At 61.3% G+C, this 19,773-nt stretch carries 19 protein-coding genes and 1 other RNA gene; 10 read left to right on the forward strand and 10 right to left on the reverse strand.

The genetic code is table 11. The features are described from left to right. Positions 1 to 93: 93 nt before the first annotated feature. The 6 genes from NTD89_RS08735 to NTD89_RS08760 form a co-directional block, all read right to left on the reverse strand. Positions 94 to 1,098, reverse strand: a complete 1,005-nt coding sequence (locus tag NTD89_RS08735) for an extracellular solute-binding protein (protein WP_119737320.1) — start codon at positions 1,096 to 1,098, stop codon at positions 94 to 96. Between the two features lie 159 nt (positions 1,099 to 1,257). Continuing rightward, entirely contained in the window at positions 1,258 to 2,475 is a 1,218-nt protein-coding gene (locus NTD89_RS08740) for a 2-octaprenyl-3-methyl-6-methoxy-1,4-benzoquinol hydroxylase (protein WP_262207257.1), read from the reverse strand. A 9-nt stretch (positions 2,476 to 2,484) separates the two neighbouring features. After that, positions 2,485 to 2,970, reverse strand: coding sequence for a DUF4442 domain-containing protein (locus NTD89_RS08745; protein ID WP_262207137.1), 486 nt, complete (start codon positions 2,968 to 2,970; stop codon positions 2,485 to 2,487). Continuing rightward, positions 2,963 to 4,150, reverse strand: coding sequence for a 2-octaprenyl-6-methoxyphenyl hydroxylase (gene ubiH, locus NTD89_RS08750; protein WP_262207138.1), 1,188 nt, complete (start codon positions 4,148 to 4,150; stop codon positions 2,963 to 2,965). Before ubiH ends, NTD89_RS08745 begins: the two co-directional genes overlap by 8 nt. Beyond that, a complete protein-coding gene (pepP, locus tag NTD89_RS08755) occupies positions 4,147 to 5,469 on the reverse strand; it encodes a Xaa-Pro aminopeptidase (RefSeq protein WP_106575773.1) in 1,323 nt (440 codons plus the stop codon). Before pepP ends, ubiH begins: the two co-directional genes overlap by 4 nt. 20 nt (positions 5,470 to 5,489) lie before the next feature. Continuing rightward, the gene (locus NTD89_RS08760) at positions 5,490 to 6,047 is read right to left on the reverse strand and encodes a YecA family protein (protein WP_106575774.1); all 558 of its coding nucleotides are present in this window, start codon (positions 6,045 to 6,047) and stop codon (positions 5,490 to 5,492) included. Positions 6,048 to 6,185: 138 nt separating this feature from the next. Between NTD89_RS08760 and NTD89_RS08765 the strand changes: the two genes are divergently transcribed. The 4 genes from NTD89_RS08765 (at position 6,186) to NTD89_RS08780 (ending at position 7,605) form a co-directional block, all read left to right on the forward strand. Next, positions 6,186 to 6,395 (forward strand): TIGR02449 family protein, encoded by a 210-nt coding sequence (locus NTD89_RS08765; RefSeq protein ID WP_003177365.1) that lies wholly within the window; start codon positions 6,186 to 6,188, stop codon positions 6,393 to 6,395. Next, on the forward strand, positions 6,392 to 6,709 hold the full coding sequence (locus tag NTD89_RS08770; RefSeq protein ID WP_003213956.1) for a cell division protein ZapA: 318 nt from the start codon (positions 6,392 to 6,394) through the stop codon (positions 6,707 to 6,709). The genes NTD89_RS08765 and NTD89_RS08770 overlap by 4 nt, the downstream gene beginning before the upstream one ends. Before the next feature lie 30 nt (positions 6,710 to 6,739). Next, positions 6,740 to 6,918: non-coding RNA, 6S RNA (gene ssrS / locus NTD89_RS08775), on the forward strand. A gap of 57 nt (positions 6,919 to 6,975) precedes the next feature. Then, a complete protein-coding gene (locus tag NTD89_RS08780) occupies positions 6,976 to 7,605 on the forward strand; it encodes a 5-formyltetrahydrofolate cyclo-ligase (protein WP_145158576.1) in 630 nt (209 codons plus the stop codon). 6 nt (positions 7,606 to 7,611) lie between these two features. On the opposite strand, the gene NTD89_RS08785 is transcribed toward NTD89_RS08780, so the two are convergent. After that, positions 7,612 to 7,761 carry a hypothetical protein gene (locus NTD89_RS08785; RefSeq protein ID WP_010207387.1) on the reverse strand — a complete coding sequence of 50 codons (150 nt, stop codon included), beginning with the start codon at positions 7,759 to 7,761 and terminating at the stop codon, positions 7,612 to 7,614. A gap of 194 nt (positions 7,762 to 7,955) precedes the next feature. Between NTD89_RS08785 and NTD89_RS08790 the strand changes: the two genes are divergently transcribed. From NTD89_RS08790 to NTD89_RS08805, 4 genes are all read left to right on the forward strand, one after another. Then, a complete protein-coding gene (locus NTD89_RS08790; RefSeq protein ID WP_262207141.1) occupies positions 7,956 to 8,405 on the forward strand; it encodes an EVE domain-containing protein in 450 nt (149 codons plus the stop codon). Positions 8,406 to 8,546: 141 nt separating this feature from the next. Beyond that, complete coding sequence (locus NTD89_RS08795; RefSeq protein ID WP_262207143.1) at positions 8,547 to 9,512, forward strand: HlyD family secretion protein; 966 nt, start codon at positions 8,547 to 8,549, stop codon at positions 9,510 to 9,512. After that, positions 9,509 to 12,226: a ribosome-associated ATPase/putative transporter RbbA gene (gene rbbA, locus NTD89_RS08800; protein WP_262207145.1), complete on the forward strand. Its 2,718-nt coding sequence runs from the start codon at positions 9,509 to 9,511 to the stop codon at positions 12,224 to 12,226. The genes NTD89_RS08795 and rbbA overlap by 4 nt, the downstream gene beginning before the upstream one ends. Then, the gene (locus NTD89_RS08805; protein ID WP_262207147.1) at positions 12,226 to 13,344 is read left to right on the forward strand and encodes an ABC transporter permease; all 1,119 of its coding nucleotides are present in this window, start codon (positions 12,226 to 12,228) and stop codon (positions 13,342 to 13,344) included. The genes rbbA and NTD89_RS08805 overlap by 1 nt, the downstream gene beginning before the upstream one ends. A 31-nt stretch (positions 13,345 to 13,375) precedes the next feature. Here NTD89_RS08805 and NTD89_RS08810 read toward each other — a convergent pair whose 3' ends face one another. Further along, the gene (locus tag NTD89_RS08810) at positions 13,376 to 13,783 is read right to left on the reverse strand and encodes a flagellar basal body-associated protein FliL (protein WP_106575780.1); all 408 of its coding nucleotides are present in this window, start codon (positions 13,781 to 13,783) and stop codon (positions 13,376 to 13,378) included. Positions 13,784 to 13,933: 150 nt separating this feature from the next. Between NTD89_RS08810 and NTD89_RS08815 the strand changes: the two genes are divergently transcribed. Together NTD89_RS08815 and glpT are read left to right on the forward strand one after the other, a co-directional pair. Continuing rightward, the gene (locus tag NTD89_RS08815) at positions 13,934 to 14,911 is read left to right on the forward strand and encodes an NADPH:quinone oxidoreductase family protein (protein ID WP_145157970.1); all 978 of its coding nucleotides are present in this window, start codon (positions 13,934 to 13,936) and stop codon (positions 14,909 to 14,911) included. 232 nt (positions 14,912 to 15,143) lie between these two features. After that, positions 15,144 to 16,481 carry a glycerol-3-phosphate transporter gene (gene glpT, locus NTD89_RS08820; RefSeq protein ID WP_145157973.1) on the forward strand — a complete coding sequence of 446 codons (1,338 nt, stop codon included), beginning with the start codon at positions 15,144 to 15,146 and terminating at the stop codon, positions 16,479 to 16,481. Here glpT and NTD89_RS08825 read toward each other — a convergent pair. Together NTD89_RS08825 and NTD89_RS08830 are read right to left on the reverse strand one after the other, a co-directional pair. Continuing rightward, positions 16,478 to 17,131 (reverse strand): gamma-glutamylcyclotransferase, encoded by a 654-nt coding sequence (locus tag NTD89_RS08825; protein ID WP_145157976.1) that lies wholly within the window; start codon positions 17,129 to 17,131, stop codon positions 16,478 to 16,480. The genes glpT and NTD89_RS08825 overlap by 4 nt on opposite strands. Before the next feature lie 40 nt (positions 17,132 to 17,171). Next, entirely contained in the window at positions 17,172 to 19,559 is a 2,388-nt protein-coding gene (locus NTD89_RS08830) for a TonB-dependent receptor plug domain-containing protein (RefSeq protein WP_262207151.1), read from the reverse strand. Positions 19,560 to 19,773: the final 214 nt, after the last annotated feature.

Genomic DNA, 19,773 nt, shown 5'->3' on the forward strand with positions numbered 1-19,773 from the left:
TGCAGGCACCTCGGTGTGTCATTTACACCGAGGTGATGCTATCGCAGGCAAGCCAGCTCCCACACAAGGCCGCTCCCACAGTTAGATCTGTACTCAGTTCCAGCCAGCGCGATCCATCAGGCGAATGGCCTCAGCCTGACGTTTACCGGCCACTTCCACCGGCAGAGTATCGGCCACGAACTTGCCCCAGGTCGCGACTTCCGCCGATGGCGGCACGGCGGGGTTGGCTGGGAACTCCTGGTTCACATCGGCAAAGATCTTCTGCGCCTCAGGCGTGGTCATCCATTCCACCAAGGCCTTGGCGGCTTCCGGGTGCGGCGCATGTTTGGTCAGGCCGATGCCCGACAGGTTCACATGCACGCCGCGGTCGCCCTGGTTCGGCCAGAACAGCTTCACCGCAAGGTCCGGTTTCTGCTTGTGCAGGCGGCCGTAGTAGTAAGTGTTGACGATGCCCACGTCGCACTGCCCGGCGTTGATCGCTTCGAGCACCGCGATGTCATCGGAGAACACGTCGGTAGACAAGTTGTTGACCCAGCCCTTGACGATTTCTTCGGTCTTGGCCGCGCCATGGGTTTCGATCAGCGTGGCGGTCAGCGACTGGTTGTAGACCTTCTTCGCCGTACGCAGGCACAGACGCCCTTCCCATTGCTTGTCGGCCAGCGCTTCGTAGGTGGTCAGGTCACCGGGTTTTACCCGGTCGGTGGAATAGGCAATGGTCCGCGCGCGCAGGCTCAAGCCGGTCCACGCATGGTTGGAAGAGCGGTACTGCAGGGGAATATTCTTGTCGATCACCGCAGAGGTGAACGGCTGCAGGATGCCCATCTGTTCGGCTTGCCAGAGGTTGCCGGCATCAACGGTGAGCAGCAGGTCAGCCGTGGCGTTTTCGCCTTCGGCCTTGATCCGCTGCATCAAGGGCGCTTCCTTGTCGGTGATGAACTTCACCTGCACGCCGGTCTTCTGGGTGTAGGCATCGAACACCGGTTTGATCAGTTCATCGATGCGCGAGGAGTAGACCACGACTTCGTCGGCTGCCTGCACGGTGGTGCTGCCGATGAGGGTGAGTGCCAGGGCAGTCAGGAGGCGCTTGGGTGCCAACATGGGTGCGGTCTCTCATTTGCAAAAAGAGGGCAAATGATAAGGACTCACATTTGGTGGCGCTTGCTAGAGGCGTTACCAGATGTTGCATAGTTGGGATTTGCGCCGGATGGACTGGCCTCATCGGGGGCAAGCCCCCTCCCACAGGGGGCATATTTCAATTCAGGGCTTTGCGAGGTCTGGCAGGTCGCCCGTCAGCCCGAGGGCCTGGCGCACAAACACGGCCTTGGCTTCGGGCATCTGGTCGACCAGTTTCAAGCCTGCATTACGCAACCAGCGCAATGGCAGTTGGTCGGCCTGGAACAAGCGTTCAAAGCCCTCCATCGCGGCCATCAGTGCCAGGTTGTGCGGCATGCGTCTACGCTCGTAGCGGCTCAGCACCTTCACATCCGCCAGGCGTTCGCCACGTTCCGTCGCAGCCAACAGCACCTCGGCCAGCACCGCCGCGTCAAGGAAACCCAGGTTCACGCCCTGCCCGGCCAATGGGTGGATCACATGGGCGGCATCGCCAATCAACGCCAGGCCTTCGGCCACGTAGCGCTTGGCGTGGCGCTGGCGCAGCGGTACGCATACGCGCGGGTCGGCGCTGATCACATTGCCCAAGCGCCCTTCAAACGCGCGCTCCAGTTCACGGCAGAAGCTTTCGTCGTCCAGCGCCATCAAGCGTTCGGACTCCGTCGGCGTGGTCGACCACACGATCGAACACCAATCCTCCTGCCCATCGCGCACCAGCGGCAAAAACGCCAGCGGGCCGGTATCGGTAAAGCGTTGCCACGCCGTGCGCTGGTGCGGCTGGTTGCTGCGCACGCTGGTGACGATGGCGTTGTGCAGGTAATCCCATTCGCGCGTGGCAGTGCCGGTCAGGCGGCGCACGGCGGAATTGGCGCCATCGGCGGCCACCACCAGCGGCGCACGCAATTTGCGACCGTCGGCCAGGGTCAGCAGCCAGTCATCGCCGGAGCGACGCATCTGCTCCAGGCGCGCGTTGGCCAGCAGGCCCAGGTCGCAGTCGTGCAGGCGGTCGAGCAAAGCATCCTGAACCACCCGGTTCTCGACGATATGCCCGAGCACTTGGGCATGCACACTGGCTGCCGAAAAATGGATCTGCCCGGTGCCGCTGCCGTCCCACACCTGCATTTCACCGTAAGGGCTGGCGCGCCGTTCGACGATGCCATCCCACACGCCCAGGCGCTCCAGAATGCGCTGGCTGGCGGCCGACAAGGCGCTCACGCGGGGTTCGAAGGCCGCATCCTGGTCGAACGGTTTGACACTCAGCGGGCTGCCATCGAGCAGCAGCACCTGCAGGCCACTGCCCTGCAACGCCAGCGCCAGGGCGCTTCCGACCATTCCGGCCCCGACAATCAGCACATCTGCGCGCATGTCCATGCTTTAAGCCTGCTTTGCTGGCGGCTTGCGCCGCACGTAAAGGGTTTTGTCGACCAGCGCCACCAGAGTGCCGGAGCCGTCATGAATCTGTACTTTGAGGAGGGGCAAATACTTCTCGCCGCCTTCGGTTTGCCGGCGAATCTCGTCCAGCAAGGCCTCGTCGATGGAGAACTCAGCGTAGACCGGGCCTTTGCCCGGCGACACGAAGTCGATGCTCGCGGCTTTGTCCCAGACGATGTAGTCGCGCCCCAGGTTCTCCATCAACAGCAGCATGTAGAACGGATCGACCATCGAATACAGGCTGCCGCCAAATTGCGTACCGACGTAATTGCGGTTGTACCAGCCCAGGCCCATGCGCACCTTGGCATGACGAAAATCGGCGCTGAGCGCCTGCACCCGAATTCCCGCGCCCAGGTACGGCGGGTACAGGGACAGCACCCAGCGCAACAGCCGCGCCTTGCCCAGGCGCCGGGTCAGCCAGTTAAGCATCAGGGCGTGTGCCCAGGCCCATGGCCTGACGGGCGAACCAGCGTTTGGCGGGCGGTAACAAATCCAGGCCCAGCAGGCCCAGGTTACGGCCCAATGCCACTAACGGTTGCGCGCTGCCAAACAGTCGGGTCACTTGATCGGAAAAACCTACGGTCAGTTGCTGGTCCTGGCGCTGGCGCTCGCGATAGCGCTGCAACGTTGCCAGGTCGCCCGGCACTGCCGGCCCGGCCAGCAAGGCCTCGGCCAAGGCGTTCGCGTCGCGCAGGGACAGGTTGAAACCCTGCCCGGCAATCGGGTGCAGGCTGTGGGCGGCATTACCGAGGATCGCCAGGTGCGAGCGCACTTGCTCTTCGGCCTCCACCAGCGTCAGCGGGTACAAATGGCGGGCGCCGACTTGTTTCAGCGTGCCCAGGCGGTAGCCGAACACGCCCTGCAATTCACTCAGGAAACTGCGTTCATCAAGGTTGGCCAGGCGCTGGGCGTCCATGCCGATGCGCGTCCACACCAGCGCGCAACGGTTGTCCGGCAGCGGCAGCAAGGCCATTGGGCCTTCGTCGGTAAAGCGCTCGAACGCCTCGCCGTTGTGCGCTTCGCTTGGGGTGATGTTGGCGATCAGCGCGCTCTGGTTGTAGGGCCGGGTTTTGACGCCGATGCCCAATTGCTCGCGCAAACCGGAGCGGCCGCCATCGGCCAATACCGCAAGGTCGCATTCCAGCACGGTTTCGTCGTTGAGCGTCAGGCGATAACCGTCGGGCAGTGGCTCCATGCGGGTGACTTCGGCCGGGCAGCGCCAACTGACCACTTCTTTGTCCAAACCTTGCCACAGGCACTGGCCGAGCCAGGCGTTCTCTACCACGTAGCCGAGGGCCGGCACGCCCTCCTCCATGGCGGACAGGCGCGCAGTGGAGAAGCGGCCTCGGTCCGACACGTGAATCTGTTTGATCGGCTCGGCACGTCGGGAAATGGCCTGCCACAGGCCCAAACGCTGATAAATCTGCCGAGCGCCGTAGGACAGCGCCGAGGAACGCGCGTCGTAGCTCGGTTGGTAACTGTCGCCTGGCGCGAACGGTTCGATCAGCACGATTTTCCAACCCCGCGCCTTGGCACCCGCCTGCAAGGCCAACGCCAGGCTGGCGCCTACCAGTCCGCCGCCGATGATGGCCAGATTGACCCGGCTCATCGGGCAGCCGCCATCAGCGCTTCGATGTCGGCGACGGTCTTGGGCACGCCGCCGGTCAGAATTTCACAGCCTTGCTTGGTCACTACCACGTCGTCCTCGATGCGTACGCCAATGCCACGCCATTTCTTCGCCACGTTCTGGTTGTCCGGCGAAATATAGATGCCGGGTTCCACGGTCAAGGCCATGCCGACTTCCAGCACCCGCCATTCGCCGCCCACCTTGTATTCGCCCACATCATGCACGTCCATGCCCAGCCAATGGCCGGCGCGGTGCATATAAAAAGCGCGGTAGGCTTCGCTGGCGATCAATTCGTCGACGTCGCCTTGCAGCAGTCCCAGCTTTACCAGCCCGGCGGTGATGACGCGCACCGTTGCCTCGTGGGCCTGGTTCCAATGTTTGTTCGGCGCGATCTCGGCAAAGGCGGCTTCCTGGGAGGCCAGCACAATCTCGTAGATCGCCTTTTGCTCGGGCGAAAACCTGCCGTTGACCGGCCAGGTGCGGGTGATATCGCTGGCGTAGCAGTCGATCTCGCAACCGGCGTCGATCAGCACCAGGTCGCCGTCCTTGAGCACGGCGTCATTCTGCTGGTAATGCAGGATGCAGCTGTTACGCCCGGCAGCGACGATGGAGCCATAGGCCGGCATTTTCGCGCCGCCCTTGCGGAATTCGTAATCCAACTCGGCTTCGAGGCTGAACTCATATAACCCGGCGCGGCTGGCCTGCATCGCCTTGACGTGCGCCGCACAGGAAATTCGCGCGGCCTCGCGCATCACCTTCACTTCTGCCGCCGATTTATACAGGCGCATGTCGTGAAGCAGGTGATCCAGGGCAACAAACTCGTTGGGTGGCTGGGCGCCCAGGTGCGCTTTAGAGCGGATCACGTTGATCCACTCCATCACGTGCCGGTCGAATTCGGCGTTGCTGCCCATGGCCGAATACACCCGGTCACGGCCTTCGATCAGGCCGGGCAGGATGTCGTCGATGTCAGTGATGGGGAAGGCATCGTCGGCGCCAAAGTCACGGATCGCGCCTTCGGTGCCCGCACGCAGGCCGTCCCACAATTCGCGCTCGGCATTGCGCTCGCGGCAGAACAGCACGTACTCACCGTGCTGGCGACCGGGCATCAGCACGATCACCGCTTCCGGTTCAGGGAAGCCGCTCAGGTACTGAAAGTCGCTGTCCTGGCGGTAAACGTGCTCGACATCACGGTTGCGGATCGCCACGGCGGCGGCCGGCAGAATTGCGATGCTGTTGGGTTCCATCTGCGCCATGAGCGCCTTGCGGCGACGGGTGTATTCCGCTTTCGGGATATGGATCATGGGCAGATGGGCTTCCTTTCTTAGTGCAGCGACGGCTTGGGTGCGGCTGGCTCAGCGGCTTTCTTGGTCTCGGTGAACAGCAGCAGCGGCGCGACGCGCAGGTATTCCATGACTTCCATGTAATCGCCTTCGCCGTCTTCGGACTCTTCCAGGGCGTCTTGCACCTGGGAAATGGCCGCCAGGTCCTGCAGCACTTCCTTGGCGTCGGTGCTCAGTTCCAGGCCGCCGGCGTTCACGCCGAAACCATGGAGGAAACCCTGGCACCATTGGCCCAGCGCAGCGGCGCGCTCGGTCAGCGGCGCGTCGTCGGTCGGCAGCAGCAGGACCACGGTGACGTCATCACCGGTCAGCTCGCCTTTGACCATCTCTTGCAGGCCGATCAGCGCGTTACGCACGTTCTCGGTCGGCTCGGTTTCCAGCAGCTCGGCTACATCAGCCAGCCAATTGTCGGCATCAAAGCCAACACCAGTGCAGCTGCGGCCCAACAGTACGCCGTGCAGTTCGGCAGGCGAGCAAGGATGACCGCTGGTGCTCAGCAGTTTGGAAAAAGCGTCGTACGGGGAGTTCTGAATAGGCATGGTGAGCTAGGCGCCAGACGGCGCAATGTCTAGAATGAAGCGCTGTATCCTAGCACCGGCAGACGTACCAAGACTATCGAGGGCGTCAGATCGTTTATCCTGCAGTTGCCATTCATCAGACAAATCCAGTGGAACCCAATGGAAGACACCGACCTGCAAGCGCTGATGGCCAGACTCGAATTGCTAATTGATCGGGTCGAGCAACTTAAGAGTCAAAACGGACTCCTATTAGCTCAGGAAAAGACCTGGCGCGAGGAACGCGCTCACCTCATTGAAAAAAACGAAATCGCCCGGCGTAAGGTCGAATCGATGATTTCGCGCCTGAAGGCCCTGGAGCAAGACTCATGAGTTCAAGCAATAGCGTTACCGTGCAGATCCTCGACAAAGAATATTCGATCATCTGCCCCCAGGAAGAACGCAGCAACCTGGTGAGTGCTGCCCGTTACCTGGATGGCAAGATGCGTGAAATCCGCAGCAGCGGCAAAGTCATCGGCGCCGATCGTATCGCCGTGATGGCCGCGCTGAACATTACCCACGATTTGCTGCATAAGCAGGAACGGCCTGACGTGCAGGCCAGTGGTTCGACGCGCGAGCAAGTGCGTGACCTGCTGGAACGGGTTGATCTGGTACTTTCTACCGATCCAGAGCCACCCAAGGGCTGATTGCCGAGTCTGTTTAAGGTATACTCGCCCCACTCCCTGGCGTGTTTGCCAGTCGGCGATGTCCCTGAGCCGATTCGCACTACCCTGGAAGTTGCACGTTGGGCTGGTGTGCATGTCCGCTAGACGGAAAGCCTTAAAGCCTACTGCATCTTCCACCTTGAACTTTCGGGTTCAAGGGCTAAGTCGACAGCGGCTCTGTCGGGGAGCCTGAATTCCAAACTCAATGCCAGTCCTCGGACTGGCATTGTTTTATGAGCCGAAAAACCATGACCGAACCTGCGCCGCTTTCCCGTCCGCAACTTCGACGCATGTTGCGCAAAGCCCGCCGCGAACTGACGCCGAGCGAGCAGCGCAAGGCCGCCCTTGGCCTGTATCGGCAACTGGCACAGCACCCGCTGTTTCGCCGGGCCAAACATATTTCCTTATATCTACCGACGGACGGTGAAATCGATCCGCGCCTGCTGCTGCGCGCCGCTCAGCGCCGGGGCAAGGCCACTTACCTGCCAGTGCTCAGTGCCTGGCCGCGAACCAAGATGGTGTTCCAGCGCGTGCGGCCTGGGGATAAGTTGTCGCCTAACCGTTTTCGTATCCTGGAGCCGCAAGTGAATGCCAATCGCCAGCGCCGCGTCTGGGCACTCGACCTGGTGTTGCTGCCGCTGGTGGGGTTCGATGATGTGGGTGGGCGTCTGGGCATGGGCGGTGGGTTTTACGACCGCAGCCTGGCCTACCTCGCCAGGCGCCAGAGTTGGCGCGCGCCAGCGCTGCTGGGGCTGGCCCATGAATGTCAGAAAGTCGAGCGCCTGGCGCAGGCAAGCTGGGATGTGCCGCTGGCGGGCACCGTAACGGATAAGCAGTGGTATGTCGCACAAACGTCGCTGGAACCAGCGACGCCTTAAACAGTATTAACGCTTGAACGGTTGCGGCTGCTGCTGAGCCAGCTCAACCGGCGCATCGGTCTTGTTCGACCACAAGCTCTGGGCATACCCGGTGGTTACGACGCCCAGACCAAACAAAATAACCAAAATCCATAGTAAATCCGGTTTACGTTGCATCGATTGCCCCCCTTCAGGCACCTCGTACACGATGACAACAACGTTCCAAAGTAGTCCGTTGCAGCTGCGCCAAGCTTAAAAGCGCGCATTCTGCGGTAACGTGAACCAACACGCAAACCTTGGCGCCAACCGACTGTCGGTTTGTCATGGAATTGCCCGACAACTTTCCCAATGCCTTTTTCAGGAGCCCAACAATGGCCTACTGGCTGATGAAATCCGAGCCCGACGAACTGTCCATCAAGGGCCTGGAAACGCTCGGCGAATCTCGCTGGGACGGCGTGCGCAATTATCAGGCGCGCAATTTCCTGCGCGCCATGGCCGTCGGTGACGAGTTTTTCTTTTACCATTCCAGCTGCCCCGAGCCCGGCATTGCCGGCATCGGCAAGATCGTCGAGGCAGCCTACCCGGACCCGACAGCGCTGGAGCCACAAAGCCACTATTTCGACGCCAAGGCCAGCCCGGAGAAAAATCCGTGGAGTGCAATCAACGTGGCCCACGTCGAGACCTTCGCAAAGGTGCTGGGCCTGGGCTATCTGAAACAACAAAGCGCCCTCGCCGAATTGCCTTTGGTACAAAAAGGCAGCCGACTGTCGGTGATGCCGGTGACCGCCGAGCAGTGGGCGGCGGTGCTCGCACTGCGCTGAAAGGGCAGAACCCTGCGGTCACACTTCTGGCGCATGCATCTGCGTGCCATGCGGGTTAGGCTTGCGCTTCATTTGACCGGTATCAACGGCCGCTCCGGCGCTATCGGTCAAACTAGGATGCTAATGCCGCAGGATGCAGCCATGTCTACGAACCACCATATGTCGCGCCTTTTCGCCGTCGCCCTGATCGTCCTGTTACTGGGCGCAGGCGGTTTCGGTTACTGGCGATCAACCCAGGACCGCCTGCCCGAAGGCTTGAGCATGGGCAATGGCCGCCTGGAATCCACCGAAGTACAGATCGCCGCGAAGATCCCCGGGCGCCTGGCCGAAGTGCGCGTGGATGAAGGCGACAAGGTGCTCAAGGGCCAATTGCTCGCGCGCATGGACACCCGCACCCTCGAAGCCCAGCGTGCCCAGGCCGAAGCCGAAGTGCTGCGCGCCAAGGAAAACTTCGCCGCCGCCGAGGCCAACGTGCAGTTGCGCCAAAGCGAGCAGTTGCTGGCCAATCAGGAACTCAAGCGCACCCAAGAGCTGTACAAGCGCGGCTTCGCCAGCAGCCAGTTGATTGACCAACAGCAAGCACGCCAGAACACCGGTAATGCCGCGGTGATCGCCGCGCAAGCCCAGGTCAACTCGGTGAAGGCTGCCATCGGCGCCGCACAGGCCCAGGTTGCGCAGCTCACCAGCGAAATCGACGACAGCAGCCTGCGCGCGCCCATCGACGGCATTATCCAATTGCGCCTGGCCGAGCCAGGTGAAGTGCTCGGCGCCGGCGGTCGCGTGTTGCTGCTGATTGATCCGAACGACCAGTACATGAACCTCTACCTGCCCGCCTCCGTCACCGGTCGCCTGACCGTCGGCAGTGACGCGCGCATTCTGCTCGACGCCCTGCCCCAACAACCGCTGCCGGCCAAAATCAGCTTTGTCGCGGCTAAATCGCAGTTCACGCCCAAGGAAGTGGAGACCCGCGACGAACGCCAGAAGCTGGTGTTTCGCGTCAAGCTGCGTCTGACCCAACCCAGTGCCGTACCGCAAGCCAAACCGGGCATGCCCGGCGCCGGCTACGTGCGCACGGCAGATATCGACTGGCCGGCCAACCTGCAATGACCGGCCTGGCGCTGCACGCCACGGGCATCAACCATCGCTACGGCAAGCAACAGGCACTGATCGACATTGCCTTCAGCCTGCCCGCCGGCACGCGCTGCGGGCTGATCGGTCCGGATGGCGCGGGCAAATCGAGCTTGCTGGGGTTGATCGCCGGGGTTAAAAAACTTCAAGACGGTCAACTGGAAGTGCTCGGCGGCTCCATCGAGGATCGCCGCCACCGCAACAGCCTGTACCCGCGTATTGCCTTCATGCCCCAAGGCCTGGGCGGCAACCTGTATCCGGAATTGTCCATCAGCGAGAACATCCGTTTCTTCGCCACACTGTTCGGTCTGTCGAAAGCCGATTGCGAACAGCGCATGCACAACCTGCTGCTGGCCACCGACCTTGCACGCTTCGCCGAGCGCCCGGCCGGCAAGTTGTCCGGCGGCATGAAACAGAAACTCGGCCTGTGCTGTGCACTGATCCACGACCCGGACCTGTTGATCCTCGACGAGCCCACCACCGGCGTCGACCCGCTGTCGCGCCGACGCTTTTGGGAACTGGTCGACAGCGTACGCCGCGAGCGCCCGCAACTGACGCTGCTGGTGGCAACGGCCTACATGGAAGAAGCCGAGCAGTTCGAACATTGCCTGATGCTCGATCGCGGCAAACTCATCGCCGATGGCCTGAGCCGCGAACTGGCAGCCGCGACACCCAGCGGCAAACTCGATGAAGCCTTTACCCATTTCCAGGGCGACAGCGCCCACAACAATCAGCCGTTGGTGATCCCGCCGCGCGAAAGCGCCAACACCGATATCGCCATCGAAGCCCACGAGCTGACCCTGCGCTTTGGTGATTTCACGGCGGTAAACAAGGTCAGCTTCGCGATTGGCCGCGGTGAGATTTTCGGCTTTCTCGGCTCCAACGGCTGCGGCAAGACCACCACCATGAAAGTCCTCACCGGGCTGATGCCGGCCACCGAGGGCAGTGCCACGCTGCTCGGCAACCCGGTGAATGCCAAGGACCTGGCGACCCGCAAGCGCGTTGGGTTCATGTCGCAAAGTTTCTCGCTGTACGGCGAACTCAGCATGCGCCAGAACCTGGTGTTGCACGCGCAGCTGTTCGATTTGCCCAAGGCCGACAGCGGCCCGCGTATCGATGAGTTGATTCAGCGCTTCGACCTCGGCGAGGTGGCCGAGCAGCCTTCCGGCGAATTGCCCCTTGGCCTGCGCCAACGCCTGTCATTGGCCGTGGCGGTGCTGCATCGCCCGGAAGTGCTGATCCTCGATGAGCCCACCTCGGGCGTCGACCCGGCAGCGCGGGATGACTTCTGGCGGCTGCTGATCGAGCTGTCCCGCGAACAAGGCGTGACGATCTTCCTGTCCACCCATTTCATGAACGAAGCCCAGCGCTGCGACCGCATCTCTCTGATGCACGCGGGTAAAGTGCTGGCGTGCGACACACCCGACGCCCTGCAACAGCAATTTCACGGCGACACCCTGGAAGCCGCGTTCGTCACCTGCCTGGAGCAAGCTCAAGGCGCTCCCGAACCCGCAGCACCGAGCAGCACCGTCAGCGAAACCAGTGCGCCGCCCGTGAGCAAACGTGGTTTCAGTCTTTCTCGGCTGCTGGCCGTGGCCAGCCGCGAAGGCAAAGAGCTGCTGCGTGACAAAGTGCGCATGGCCTTTGCCCTGCTCGGGGCGATGTTCATGATGGTGATCTTCGGCTACGGCATTTCCCTGGACGTGGAAAACCTCGCCTTCGCCGTCTACGACCAGGACCAGACCCCACAAAGCCGCGCCTACCTGGAAGCCTTCCGCAGTTCGCGCTACTTCGCCGAGCAGGCGCCGATTCGCGATGCGAGCGAACTGCACCGGCGCCTGCAACGCTCGGAAATCAAATTGGCCCTGGAAATCCCGCCGGGTTTTGGCCGCGACCTGTACGCCGGTCGCCAACCCACCGTGGCGGCCTGGATCGACGGCGGCATGCCGTTTCGCGCGGAAACCAGCCGTAACTACGTGGAAGCGGTACACCAAGGCAATCTCCAGCAACTGGCCGACCTGAGCAGCCTGCCCCGCAGCACTCAAGCTGCCGCCAAGCTGGAAACGCGCTTTCGCTACAACCAGGACGTGGTCAGCGTGAATGCCATCGGCCCCGGCGTGATGGCGCTGATCCTGGCGTTTATCCCGGCGATGCTCACCGCACTGGGCATCGTGCGCGAAAAAGAGCTGGGACCGATCACCAACTTCTATGCCACGCCCCTGACCCGCCTGGAATTTCTGCTGGGCAAGCAGGCGCCGTACCTGGCCGTTAGCCTGGTCAACCTGGCGTTGCTGGTGGCCATGAACCGTTGGTTGTTCGGCGTGCCATTCAAGGGCAGCGGCCTGGCGCTGGCATTCGGCGGCCTGTTGTATGTGTTGGCCACCACCAGCATGGGCTTGCTGATTTCGGCGTTCACACGCACGCAGATCGCGGCAATCCTGGGCACCATGATCATCACCAGCCTGCCGACCATCCAGTTCTCCGGGCTGATCGTGCCGCGCTCATCCCTGGAGGGCGCCGCCGCGCTGATGGGCATGCTGTTTCCCGCCGGGCATTTTCTCGACATCGCCGTGGGCACCTTCACCAAGGCCCTTGACCTGCGCCAGTTGTGGCCGCAATGCCTGGCGCTGTTCGGGTTTTTCGTCGGGTTCACCGGCCTGAGCCTGATCATGCTCAAGAAGCAGGAGGCCTGATGCACAAGCTCGCTCATATCCTGCGCCTGGGCCTCAAGGAATTGACCAGCCTGCGCCATGACAGCGTATTGCTGCTGTTCCTGGCCTACGCCTTCACAGTCGCGATCTACATGCCCGCCGCCGGTTCGGTGATTGGCGTGCACAACGCCAGCGTGGCCTTCGTTGATGAAGACCACAGCGCGCTCTCGCGGCAAATGGCCGAGGCGTTGCAACCGCCCGAATTCCAGCCGCCTGCACCGCTGGCCTACGACCAACTGGACAGGGTCATGGACAGCGGCGAGTACACGTTCGTGATCAACGTGCCGGCCAATTTCCAGGCCGACCTGCTGGCCGGGCGCCAGCCGGGTGTACAGGTCAACGTGGATGCCACGGCGATGAGCCAGGCGTTTATGGGCGCAGGTTACATCGGCAGGATTTTCCAGCGCGAATTGCTCAACTACAGCGGCCAAACCGACGCCAGCCAAAAGGCGCCTGCGCTGCTGACCACCCGCGCGCTGTTCAATTCCAACCTGGAAGGCGGCTGGTTTCTGGCGGTGATCCAGATCGTCAACAACATCACCATCCTCGCGATTGTGCTGACCGGCACCGCGCTGCTGCGCGAACGCGAGCACGGCACCCTCGACCATTTGCTGGTGCTGCCGCTGACCGCGCTGGAAATCATGCTGGCAAAAATCTGGAGCAACATGCTGGTGGTGGTGCTGTGCACGTGGCTGTCGCTGGAGCTGGTGGTCAAAGGCCTGCTCGGCGTGCCGTTGGCCGGCTCCTTGAGCCTGTTTCTGTTTGTGACGGCGCTGTATTTGTTTGCGAGCACCGCGTTGGGGATATTCCTCGCCACGCTCGCCCGTTCGACGCCGCAGTTCGGGCTGCTGGCGATTCCGGTGATCATCCCGATGCTGTTGCTGTCGGGCGGCAGCACGCCGCTGGACAGCATGCCCGAGTGGTTGCAATGGGTGATGCAGGGATCGCCGTCCACACACTTTGTGAGTTTGAGCGCGGCGATTCTGTTCAGGGACGCAGGCGTGAGCGTGGTGTGGCCAGATGTGCTGGCGCTGGCGGGGATTGGGTCAGTGTTTTTTGCAGTAGCACTGGCTCGGTTCAGAAAAAGCCTGGCCTCTTAATTGTGGCGAGCGGGCTCGCCACATGGAACCGTTACTGGATGATCAGGTTATTGAACAACAGGTCTTCCACCACCGGCTTGCCGGTCTCGTCGTTCATCACTTGCTGGGTTTGCTTGAGAGCTTCCTGGCGCAGCTTTTCTTTGCCCTCAACGGTGCTCATGGCCTCATTGGTCTGCTGAGTAAACAACGCCACCAACTGGTTCCGGATCAACGCATCGTTGGCTTTGACCGCAGCGGCGGCTTCAGGCCCGGTCACGCGCAGGGCGATGTCGGCCTTGAACACCTTGAGTTTTGCGGAGCCGTCCAGGCCATAGTTGCCCACGAACGGCGGCGTCAGGCTGATATAGCTGACCTTCGGTGCCTCGCCTTCTTTCGCTTCTTCGGCCTGGGCTGCCATCGGCAAGGTCAGGGCAAGCATCAACAGGATCCACGCTTTCACAGTTCATTCCTCAAATTCGGTTGCCGGGTAGCATAACGCTAGCAAGGCTGAGCACAAGCTTATGGCGACTTATCAGGCCTGGGCATGCTCGTTGACCCACGGGCGTACCCTCCTACACTTATCGGCCATGACGCCAAAAGGAATAGTCCGATGAAAGCTGTGCTGTGCAAAGCCTTCGGCCCCGCCGAAACCCTGGTGCTGGAAGAGATCGCAAGCCCGGCGATCAAGAAGAACGAAATCCTGCTGGACGTGCACGCGGCCGGGGTGAATTTCCCGGACACCTTGATCATCGAGGGCAAATACCAGTTCAAGCCGCCCTTCCCGTTCTCGCCGGGTGGCGAAGCGGCGGGCGTGATCAGTGAAGTGGGCGAGAAGGTCAGCCATTTGAAAGTTGGCGACCGGGTCATGGCGCTGACCGGCTGGGGCAGCTTTGCCGAACAGGTCGTGGTCCCCGGCTACAACGTGCTGCCGATCCCGCCGAGCATGGATTTCAACGTCGCCGCCGCATTCAGCATGACCTACGGCACGTCGATGCATGCCTTGAAACAACGGGCCAACCTGCAGCCCGGCGAAACCCTGCTGGTGCTCGGCGCCTCTGGCGGCGTGGGCCTGGCCGCCGTGGAAATCGGCAAGGCCATGGGTGCCCGCGTGATCGCCGCCGCCAGCAGCGCCGACAAACTCGCCGTGGCCAAGGCGGCCGGTGCAGACGAGTTGATCAACTACAGCGAAGCCAGCCTCAAGGATGAGATCAAGCGCCTGACCGACGGCAACGGTGTCGATGTGATCTACGACCCGGTGGGCGGCGATCTGTTTGACCAGGCCGTTCGTGGCATCGCCTGGAACGGCCGCCTGTTGGTGGTGGGTTTTGCCAGCGGACGTATTCCCGAGCTGCCGGTGAACCTGGCGCTGCTCAAAGGTGCGTCGGTGGTCGGGGTGTTCTGGGGTTCGTTTGCCCAGCGCCAGCCGCAGGACAATGCGGCGAATTTCCAGCAACTGTTCACCTGGTACGCCGAGGGCAAGTTGAAGCCGCTGGTGTCGCAGGTGTATCCGCTGGAGCAGGCTGCCCAGGCGATCAATGATCTGGGGCAGCGCAAAGCGGTGGGCAAGGTCGTCGTTCAGACCCGCTGATTGATCTGAAACGCGGTCAATGTGGGAGCGGGCTTGCCCGCTCCCACATTTGGATTCCCATCGTTCTGAAGAACGCAATCACGACCCACACTTGCCTATTAGCGACATGTTCATAAGAGAACATGCAATCACTCCGATTTCCTGTGTTTGCGGATAAGAGGCGATGCTATTTTCGGTAACGAAACTGTAACATTCGCATCCGCAGTCAAAACAAGAAATTTGGAGCTCTTGAATGTTTGCTTTCTTTCGTCCTGCCGCACACCAGGCGCCCCTGCCTGAAGAAAAAATAGACAGTACCTACCGACGGCTGCGCTGGCAGATCTTCGCCGGTATTTTCTTTGGTTACGCCGGTTACTACCTGCTGCGCAAAAACTTCTCGCTGGCCATGCCGTACTTGATCGACGAGGGTTACACCCGTGGTGAGCTGGGCCTGGCGATGTCGGCGATTGCGATTGCCTACGGCTTGTCCAAGTTCCTCATGGGCCTGGTGTCCGACCGCTCCAACCCACGCTATTTCCTGCCCTTCGGCCTGCTGATATCGGCCGGGGTGATGTTCATTTTCGGTTTCGCGCCTTGGGCAACGTCCAGCGTGACCATGATGTTCATTTTGCTGTTCATCAACGGCTGGGCCCAGGGCATGGGCTGGCCGCCGAGCGGACGCACCATGGTGCACTGGTGGTCGCAGAAAGAACGCGGCGGCGTGGTGTCGGTCTGGAACGTGGCGCACAACGTCGGCGGCGGCCTGATCGGCCCGCTGTTCCTGCTGGGCATGGCCTGGTTCAACGACTGGCACGCGGCGTTCTACGTGCCGGCGACAGTCGCGTTGCTGGTGGCGGCATTTGCCTTCATCACCATGCGTGACACCCCGCAATCGGTCGGCCTGCCGCCAATCGAGGAATACAAGAACGACTACCCGGAAGGCTACGACGCCAGCCACGAAGACGAATTCAGCGCCAAGGAAATCTTCGTCAAGTACGTGCTGCGCAACAAAATGCTGTGGTACATCGCCTTCGCCAACGTCTTCGTCTACCTGCTGCGCTACGGCGTACTGGACTGGGCGCCGACATACCTCAAGGAAGCCAAGCACTTCGACGTGGATAAAACTTCGTGGGCGTACTTCTTCTATGAGTGGGCGGGTATTCCGGGCACGCTGCTGTGCGGCTGGATGTCGGACAAGATCTTCCGTGGCAACCGCGGCCTGACCGGCATCGTGTTCATGGCGTTGGTCACCGTGGCGACCCTGGTTTACTGGCTCAACCCGCCAGGCAACCCGATGATCGACATGATCGCGCTGTTCTCCATCGGCTTCCTGATTTACGGCCCGGTGATGCTGATCGGCCTGCAGGCGCTGGAACTGGCGCCGAAAAAAGCCGCGGGCACCGCTGCGGGTTTCACGGGCTTGTTTGGTTACCTGGGCGGTTCAGTGGCAGCGAGTGCGGCCATGGGCTACACCGTGGACCATTTCGGCTGGGACGGTGGTTTTGTGTTGCTGGTGGGCGCGTGCCTGTTGGCGATTGCATTCCTGATCCCAACGCTGTGGCACACCAACAGCGTCAGCGCAGCGCGTTAATCGCCTGAGCAATCCTTTGCACAACGCTTGAGCCGCGCCTCCAGATTTTTATCTGGCATGGCGTGGCTACGCAGGGCGTTAACGGTCTGCTCGACATAATCGCGCGTGGTGCCGTAACGCCCGCAAGCGCTTTGCAGCACGTGATTGAGCACGATATCGGGCAAGTTGCCGGCGTAGCTGGGCAAATGCCGCTCCAACACAAACCCCAACGCTTGTACCTGACTACCATCTTCCAGACGGCAGCTGAGCCAGTGCGGCCGGTACGAAGGGTAAGGCATCTCGCGTTGCCACAAGGCGTAAAGCGAGGCCTCCAGCTGATCCTCCGGCAAGCGGTAGGCAAACCCGCTGCATGAGCCGCCGCGATCCAGACCGAACACCAACCCTGGCAACTCCGGCGTACCCCGATGCTCGTGCGACCACAGGTACAAGCCCCGGTGATAGCCGTGAACCCGCGCGCGCATGCGCTGGGTCGACGAGCATTCGGGGCGCCAGATCAGCGAACCATAAGCGAACAGCCAGACCGGCCCACCCTTGTGCTTGGCCATGGTGGCCTGCATCGAACTCATTAATTGCTCGTGAGTCAGTTGCGGCCCCAGATCGAGCCGCGGAGGGTAAGCCAATTGCAAAAGATCGGTTTCAATAACGGTCATGGCGGATCGCTTAGGTCTCCTTTATCACTCAAATAAGCTGTTACCAGTTGTAAGCAACTTTACCGTAATAAAACGCGCCGCTGTAACCGTACGGCGAAAAAGTGCTATAGGCGAGGTTGCCGCCACTGCTGGCGTAAGCGTTGACCTTTTCCGGGTATTTATCGGTGACGTTGTCGCCGCCCAGGGTGAAGGTCCAGTTCTTGAGCTTGTAGTCCGCCGACAGGTCCAACACCCAGGCAGCCTTGAAGGTCTGGTCGTTGACCTTGTCCGCCTGATAACTGGTGAATTCACCGTAGCGAACCAGGTTGCTGTGCAGCGCCCAATGGCCATAGGTGAAATCGTTACCCAGGCTCAGTTTGTGCTCAGGCGTGGTGTCGCCGAGCAAACCGATGCGCTCACGACGGTCCACCCGCACCAGGTTGGCGCCCAGGCTGTCCAGAATCGCCGGGTTAGGCTTCACGTCGGTCACTTTGGTGTGGTTGTAGTTGTAGCCCACGGTGCTGTTCCAGCGGATGCCGTTATCGAACTGGAAGCGATAGTTGGCGACCAGATCGACGCCGTCGGTGCTGGTGTCGGTGGCGTTGGTGAAGTAACGGGCGCTGGTGTAGTTGATGTTGCCAACCCCATTGGCTTGCAGGTAGCCGATGGTGGCCGGGTTGAGATTGAGGTTGGAGGACAGGCTGATGCGATCGCGGATGTCGATCCGGTACACGTCGAGCGTCACGGTCAAGTCATCGGCAGGCTCCAGCACCAGGCCAAGGCTGTAGTTGCGCGACTTCTCGGCTTTCAGGTCTTCGGCGCCGAGCAGGCGGGCCACCTGGCTGTTGGCCGGGAACGTGCCGGCTTCCTGAATGGTGTTACCGATCAACTGGGACGAGGTGTAGGCAAAGTTCTGCTGGGCCAGGGAAGGCGCGCGAAAACCATTCGAGACGCTGCCACGCAAGGCCACTTGCGGGGTGAAATCATAACGGGCCGACAGCGAACCGCTGACGTTGGAACCAAAGTCGCTGTAGTCCTCATGACGCACGGCGGCCGAGGCGCTGAGTTTTTCAGTGAAGTTGGTTTCCAGGTCCAGATACTGGGCCCAGCTATGCCGCGCGCTGCTGCCGGCGTCGGCATCACGGAAACCACCCAAGCCCGAGCTGCCGCTCTGGTAGTAGGACGCGGGCTCTCCGGCTTCGATTTCATAGCCCTGGCGCAGGTAATCGCCGCCAAACGCCACCGACACCGGATACGGCAGAAAGCCCACGTCGAATTCGCGCGACAGGTCCAGGCTGACTTGCTTCTGGTCATTGCTCAGGGTGCCGTTATCGAACTTGCGCGGCGTGGCCAGGCCCAGTGAGGTGTTAATGGTTTCGGTGCTCAGCGCGTACTGGTTCTTGCCGTAGTTTGCCGACAGGTCGTAATGCCAGTCGTAAGCCAGCAAGCCGCGCAGGCCGACGACCAATGAGGTGTCTTCCAGGTTGCCTTTGATCAACGGCAGATAACCATTAGGGTTCAGCGCCGGGATGTTATTGGACGCATTGCTCGCCCGGTAGAACGCCGCCGTCTCGCCGCGACGCTTGCTGTAGCCGCCGAAGGTGTAGAACTGGGCTGCATCGTTGAAGGAATATTCCGAGTTGAACTGGAATTTGCCTTCATTGGTGGCCGGTTCGCCCTGACGGAACACACGCTGCCCATACGTGGTGGAACCGATGCTGCCAGGGCGCAAGTCGTCGCCGGCGCGGTTGGTGTAATCGTTGTCGGCACCTTCGCCCGAGACATTGATAAAGCCGTTGTCGCCCAAGGCAAACCCGGTATTGCCGCTGACATTGCGCTGGATGCCATCACCCTTTTTGTACTCGCCGAACTTGGTCGAGATCGAACCGCCGTGGTCGTCGTGCTTGAGGATCACGTTGATCACGCCGGCGATCGCGTCAGAGCCATAACGCGCTGACGCGCCGTCACGCAGCACTTCGATGTGGTCGACTGCCGACAACGGTATCGCATTCAAATCCGCCGGGGCCGAGCCACGCCCCACCGCCCCGCCAAGGTTGACGAAGGCGCTGGTGTGGCGGCGTTTGCCATTGACCAGCACCAGCACCTGATCCGGCGACAGCCCGCGCAGTTGCGCAGGGCGCACCAGTTCGGCGCCGTCCACCAGGCTCGGACGCGGGAAGTTGATCGACGGAATCAGGCGCGCTAACACTGCGCCCAGCTCATCGGAGCCGGTGCTGCGCAGGGTATCGCCGGAAATCACATCAATGGGCGACAGCGAAGCACTGGCCGTGCGCTCTTGGGCGCGAGTGCCGGTGACGATGACGGTGTCGAGTTTTGGTGCATCGGTGGCCGCTGTCTGCGCGGCCATGACGGGATTGAATCCCACAGCAGTCAGCAAATTGGCCGACAAAATTGCCGTGTACAACGCGTGCTTCTTGTAGCTCCCCATACCGCTCCCCTCAGAATCAAACTTCAGAACGTCAATGCTCTGAGTTCCTACGATCGATCCGGCTGGCGGGCGGTGGCGGTCAGTTATTGGTTATTGGCAGATAGTCGGTAGTCCGTTGAGATATAGCTTAATGATATCTATGTAACAAATTAAATACCTTTAAAGCATAAGCAAAAGCATAAGCGCCGCACCTGTTCATCAGGATTGGGGCCGG

Origin of the sequence: Pseudomonas sp. 14P_5.3_Bac1 (assembly GCF_025466135.1) — a bacterium.
GTDB lineage: Bacteria > Pseudomonadota > Gammaproteobacteria > Pseudomonadales > Pseudomonadaceae > Aquipseudomonas.

Excerpts from the sequence above, each read along its gene's own strand:
- rbbA (WP_262207145.1), top strand. The coding sequence starts at position 9,509 with ATGACCGGCCTGGCGCTGCACGCCACGGGCATCAACCATCGCTACGGC.
- NTD89_RS08770 (WP_003213956.1), top strand. The coding sequence starts at position 6,392 with ATGAGTTCAAGCAATAGCGTTACCGTGCAGATCCTCGACAAAGAATAT.
- ubiH (WP_262207138.1), bottom strand. The coding sequence starts at position 4,150 with ATGAGCCGGGTCAATCTGGCCATCATCGGCGGCGGACTGGTAGGCGCC.
- glpT (WP_145157973.1), top strand. The coding sequence starts at position 15,144 with ATGTTTGCTTTCTTTCGTCCTGCCGCACACCAGGCGCCCCTGCCTGAA.
- NTD89_RS08815 (WP_145157970.1), top strand. The coding sequence starts at position 13,934 with ATGAAAGCTGTGCTGTGCAAAGCCTTCGGCCCCGCCGAAACCCTGGTG.
- NTD89_RS08825 (WP_145157976.1), bottom strand. The coding sequence starts at position 17,131 with ATGACCGTTATTGAAACCGATCTTTTGCAATTGGCTTACCCTCCGCGG.
- NTD89_RS08735 (WP_119737320.1), bottom strand. The coding sequence starts at position 1,098 with ATGTTGGCACCCAAGCGCCTCCTGACTGCCCTGGCACTCACCCTCATC.
- NTD89_RS08740 (WP_262207257.1), bottom strand. The coding sequence starts at position 2,475 with ATGCGCGCAGATGTGCTGATTGTCGGGGCCGGAATGGTCGGAAGCGCC.
- NTD89_RS08805 (WP_262207147.1), top strand. The coding sequence starts at position 12,226 with ATGCACAAGCTCGCTCATATCCTGCGCCTGGGCCTCAAGGAATTGACC.
- NTD89_RS08790 (WP_262207141.1), top strand. The coding sequence starts at position 7,956 with ATGGCCTACTGGCTGATGAAATCCGAGCCCGACGAACTGTCCATCAAG.
- NTD89_RS08780 (WP_145158576.1), top strand. The coding sequence starts at position 6,976 with ATGACCGAACCTGCGCCGCTTTCCCGTCCGCAACTTCGACGCATGTTG.
- NTD89_RS08760 (WP_106575774.1), bottom strand. The coding sequence starts at position 6,047 with ATGCCTATTCAGAACTCCCCGTACGACGCTTTTTCCAAACTGCTGAGC.
- pepP (WP_106575773.1), bottom strand. The coding sequence starts at position 5,469 with ATGATCCATATCCCGAAAGCGGAATACACCCGTCGCCGCAAGGCGCTC.
- NTD89_RS08795 (WP_262207143.1), top strand. The coding sequence starts at position 8,547 with ATGTCTACGAACCACCATATGTCGCGCCTTTTCGCCGTCGCCCTGATC.
- NTD89_RS08830 (WP_262207151.1), bottom strand. The coding sequence starts at position 19,559 with ATGGGGAGCTACAAGAAGCACGCGTTGTACACGGCAATTTTGTCGGCC.
- NTD89_RS08765 (WP_003177365.1), top strand. The coding sequence starts at position 6,186 with ATGGAAGACACCGACCTGCAAGCGCTGATGGCCAGACTCGAATTGCTA.
- NTD89_RS08745 (WP_262207137.1), bottom strand. The coding sequence starts at position 2,970 with ATGCTTAACTGGCTGACCCGGCGCCTGGGCAAGGCGCGGCTGTTGCGC.
- NTD89_RS08785 (WP_010207387.1), bottom strand. The coding sequence starts at position 7,761 with ATGCAACGTAAACCGGATTTACTATGGATTTTGGTTATTTTGTTTGGT.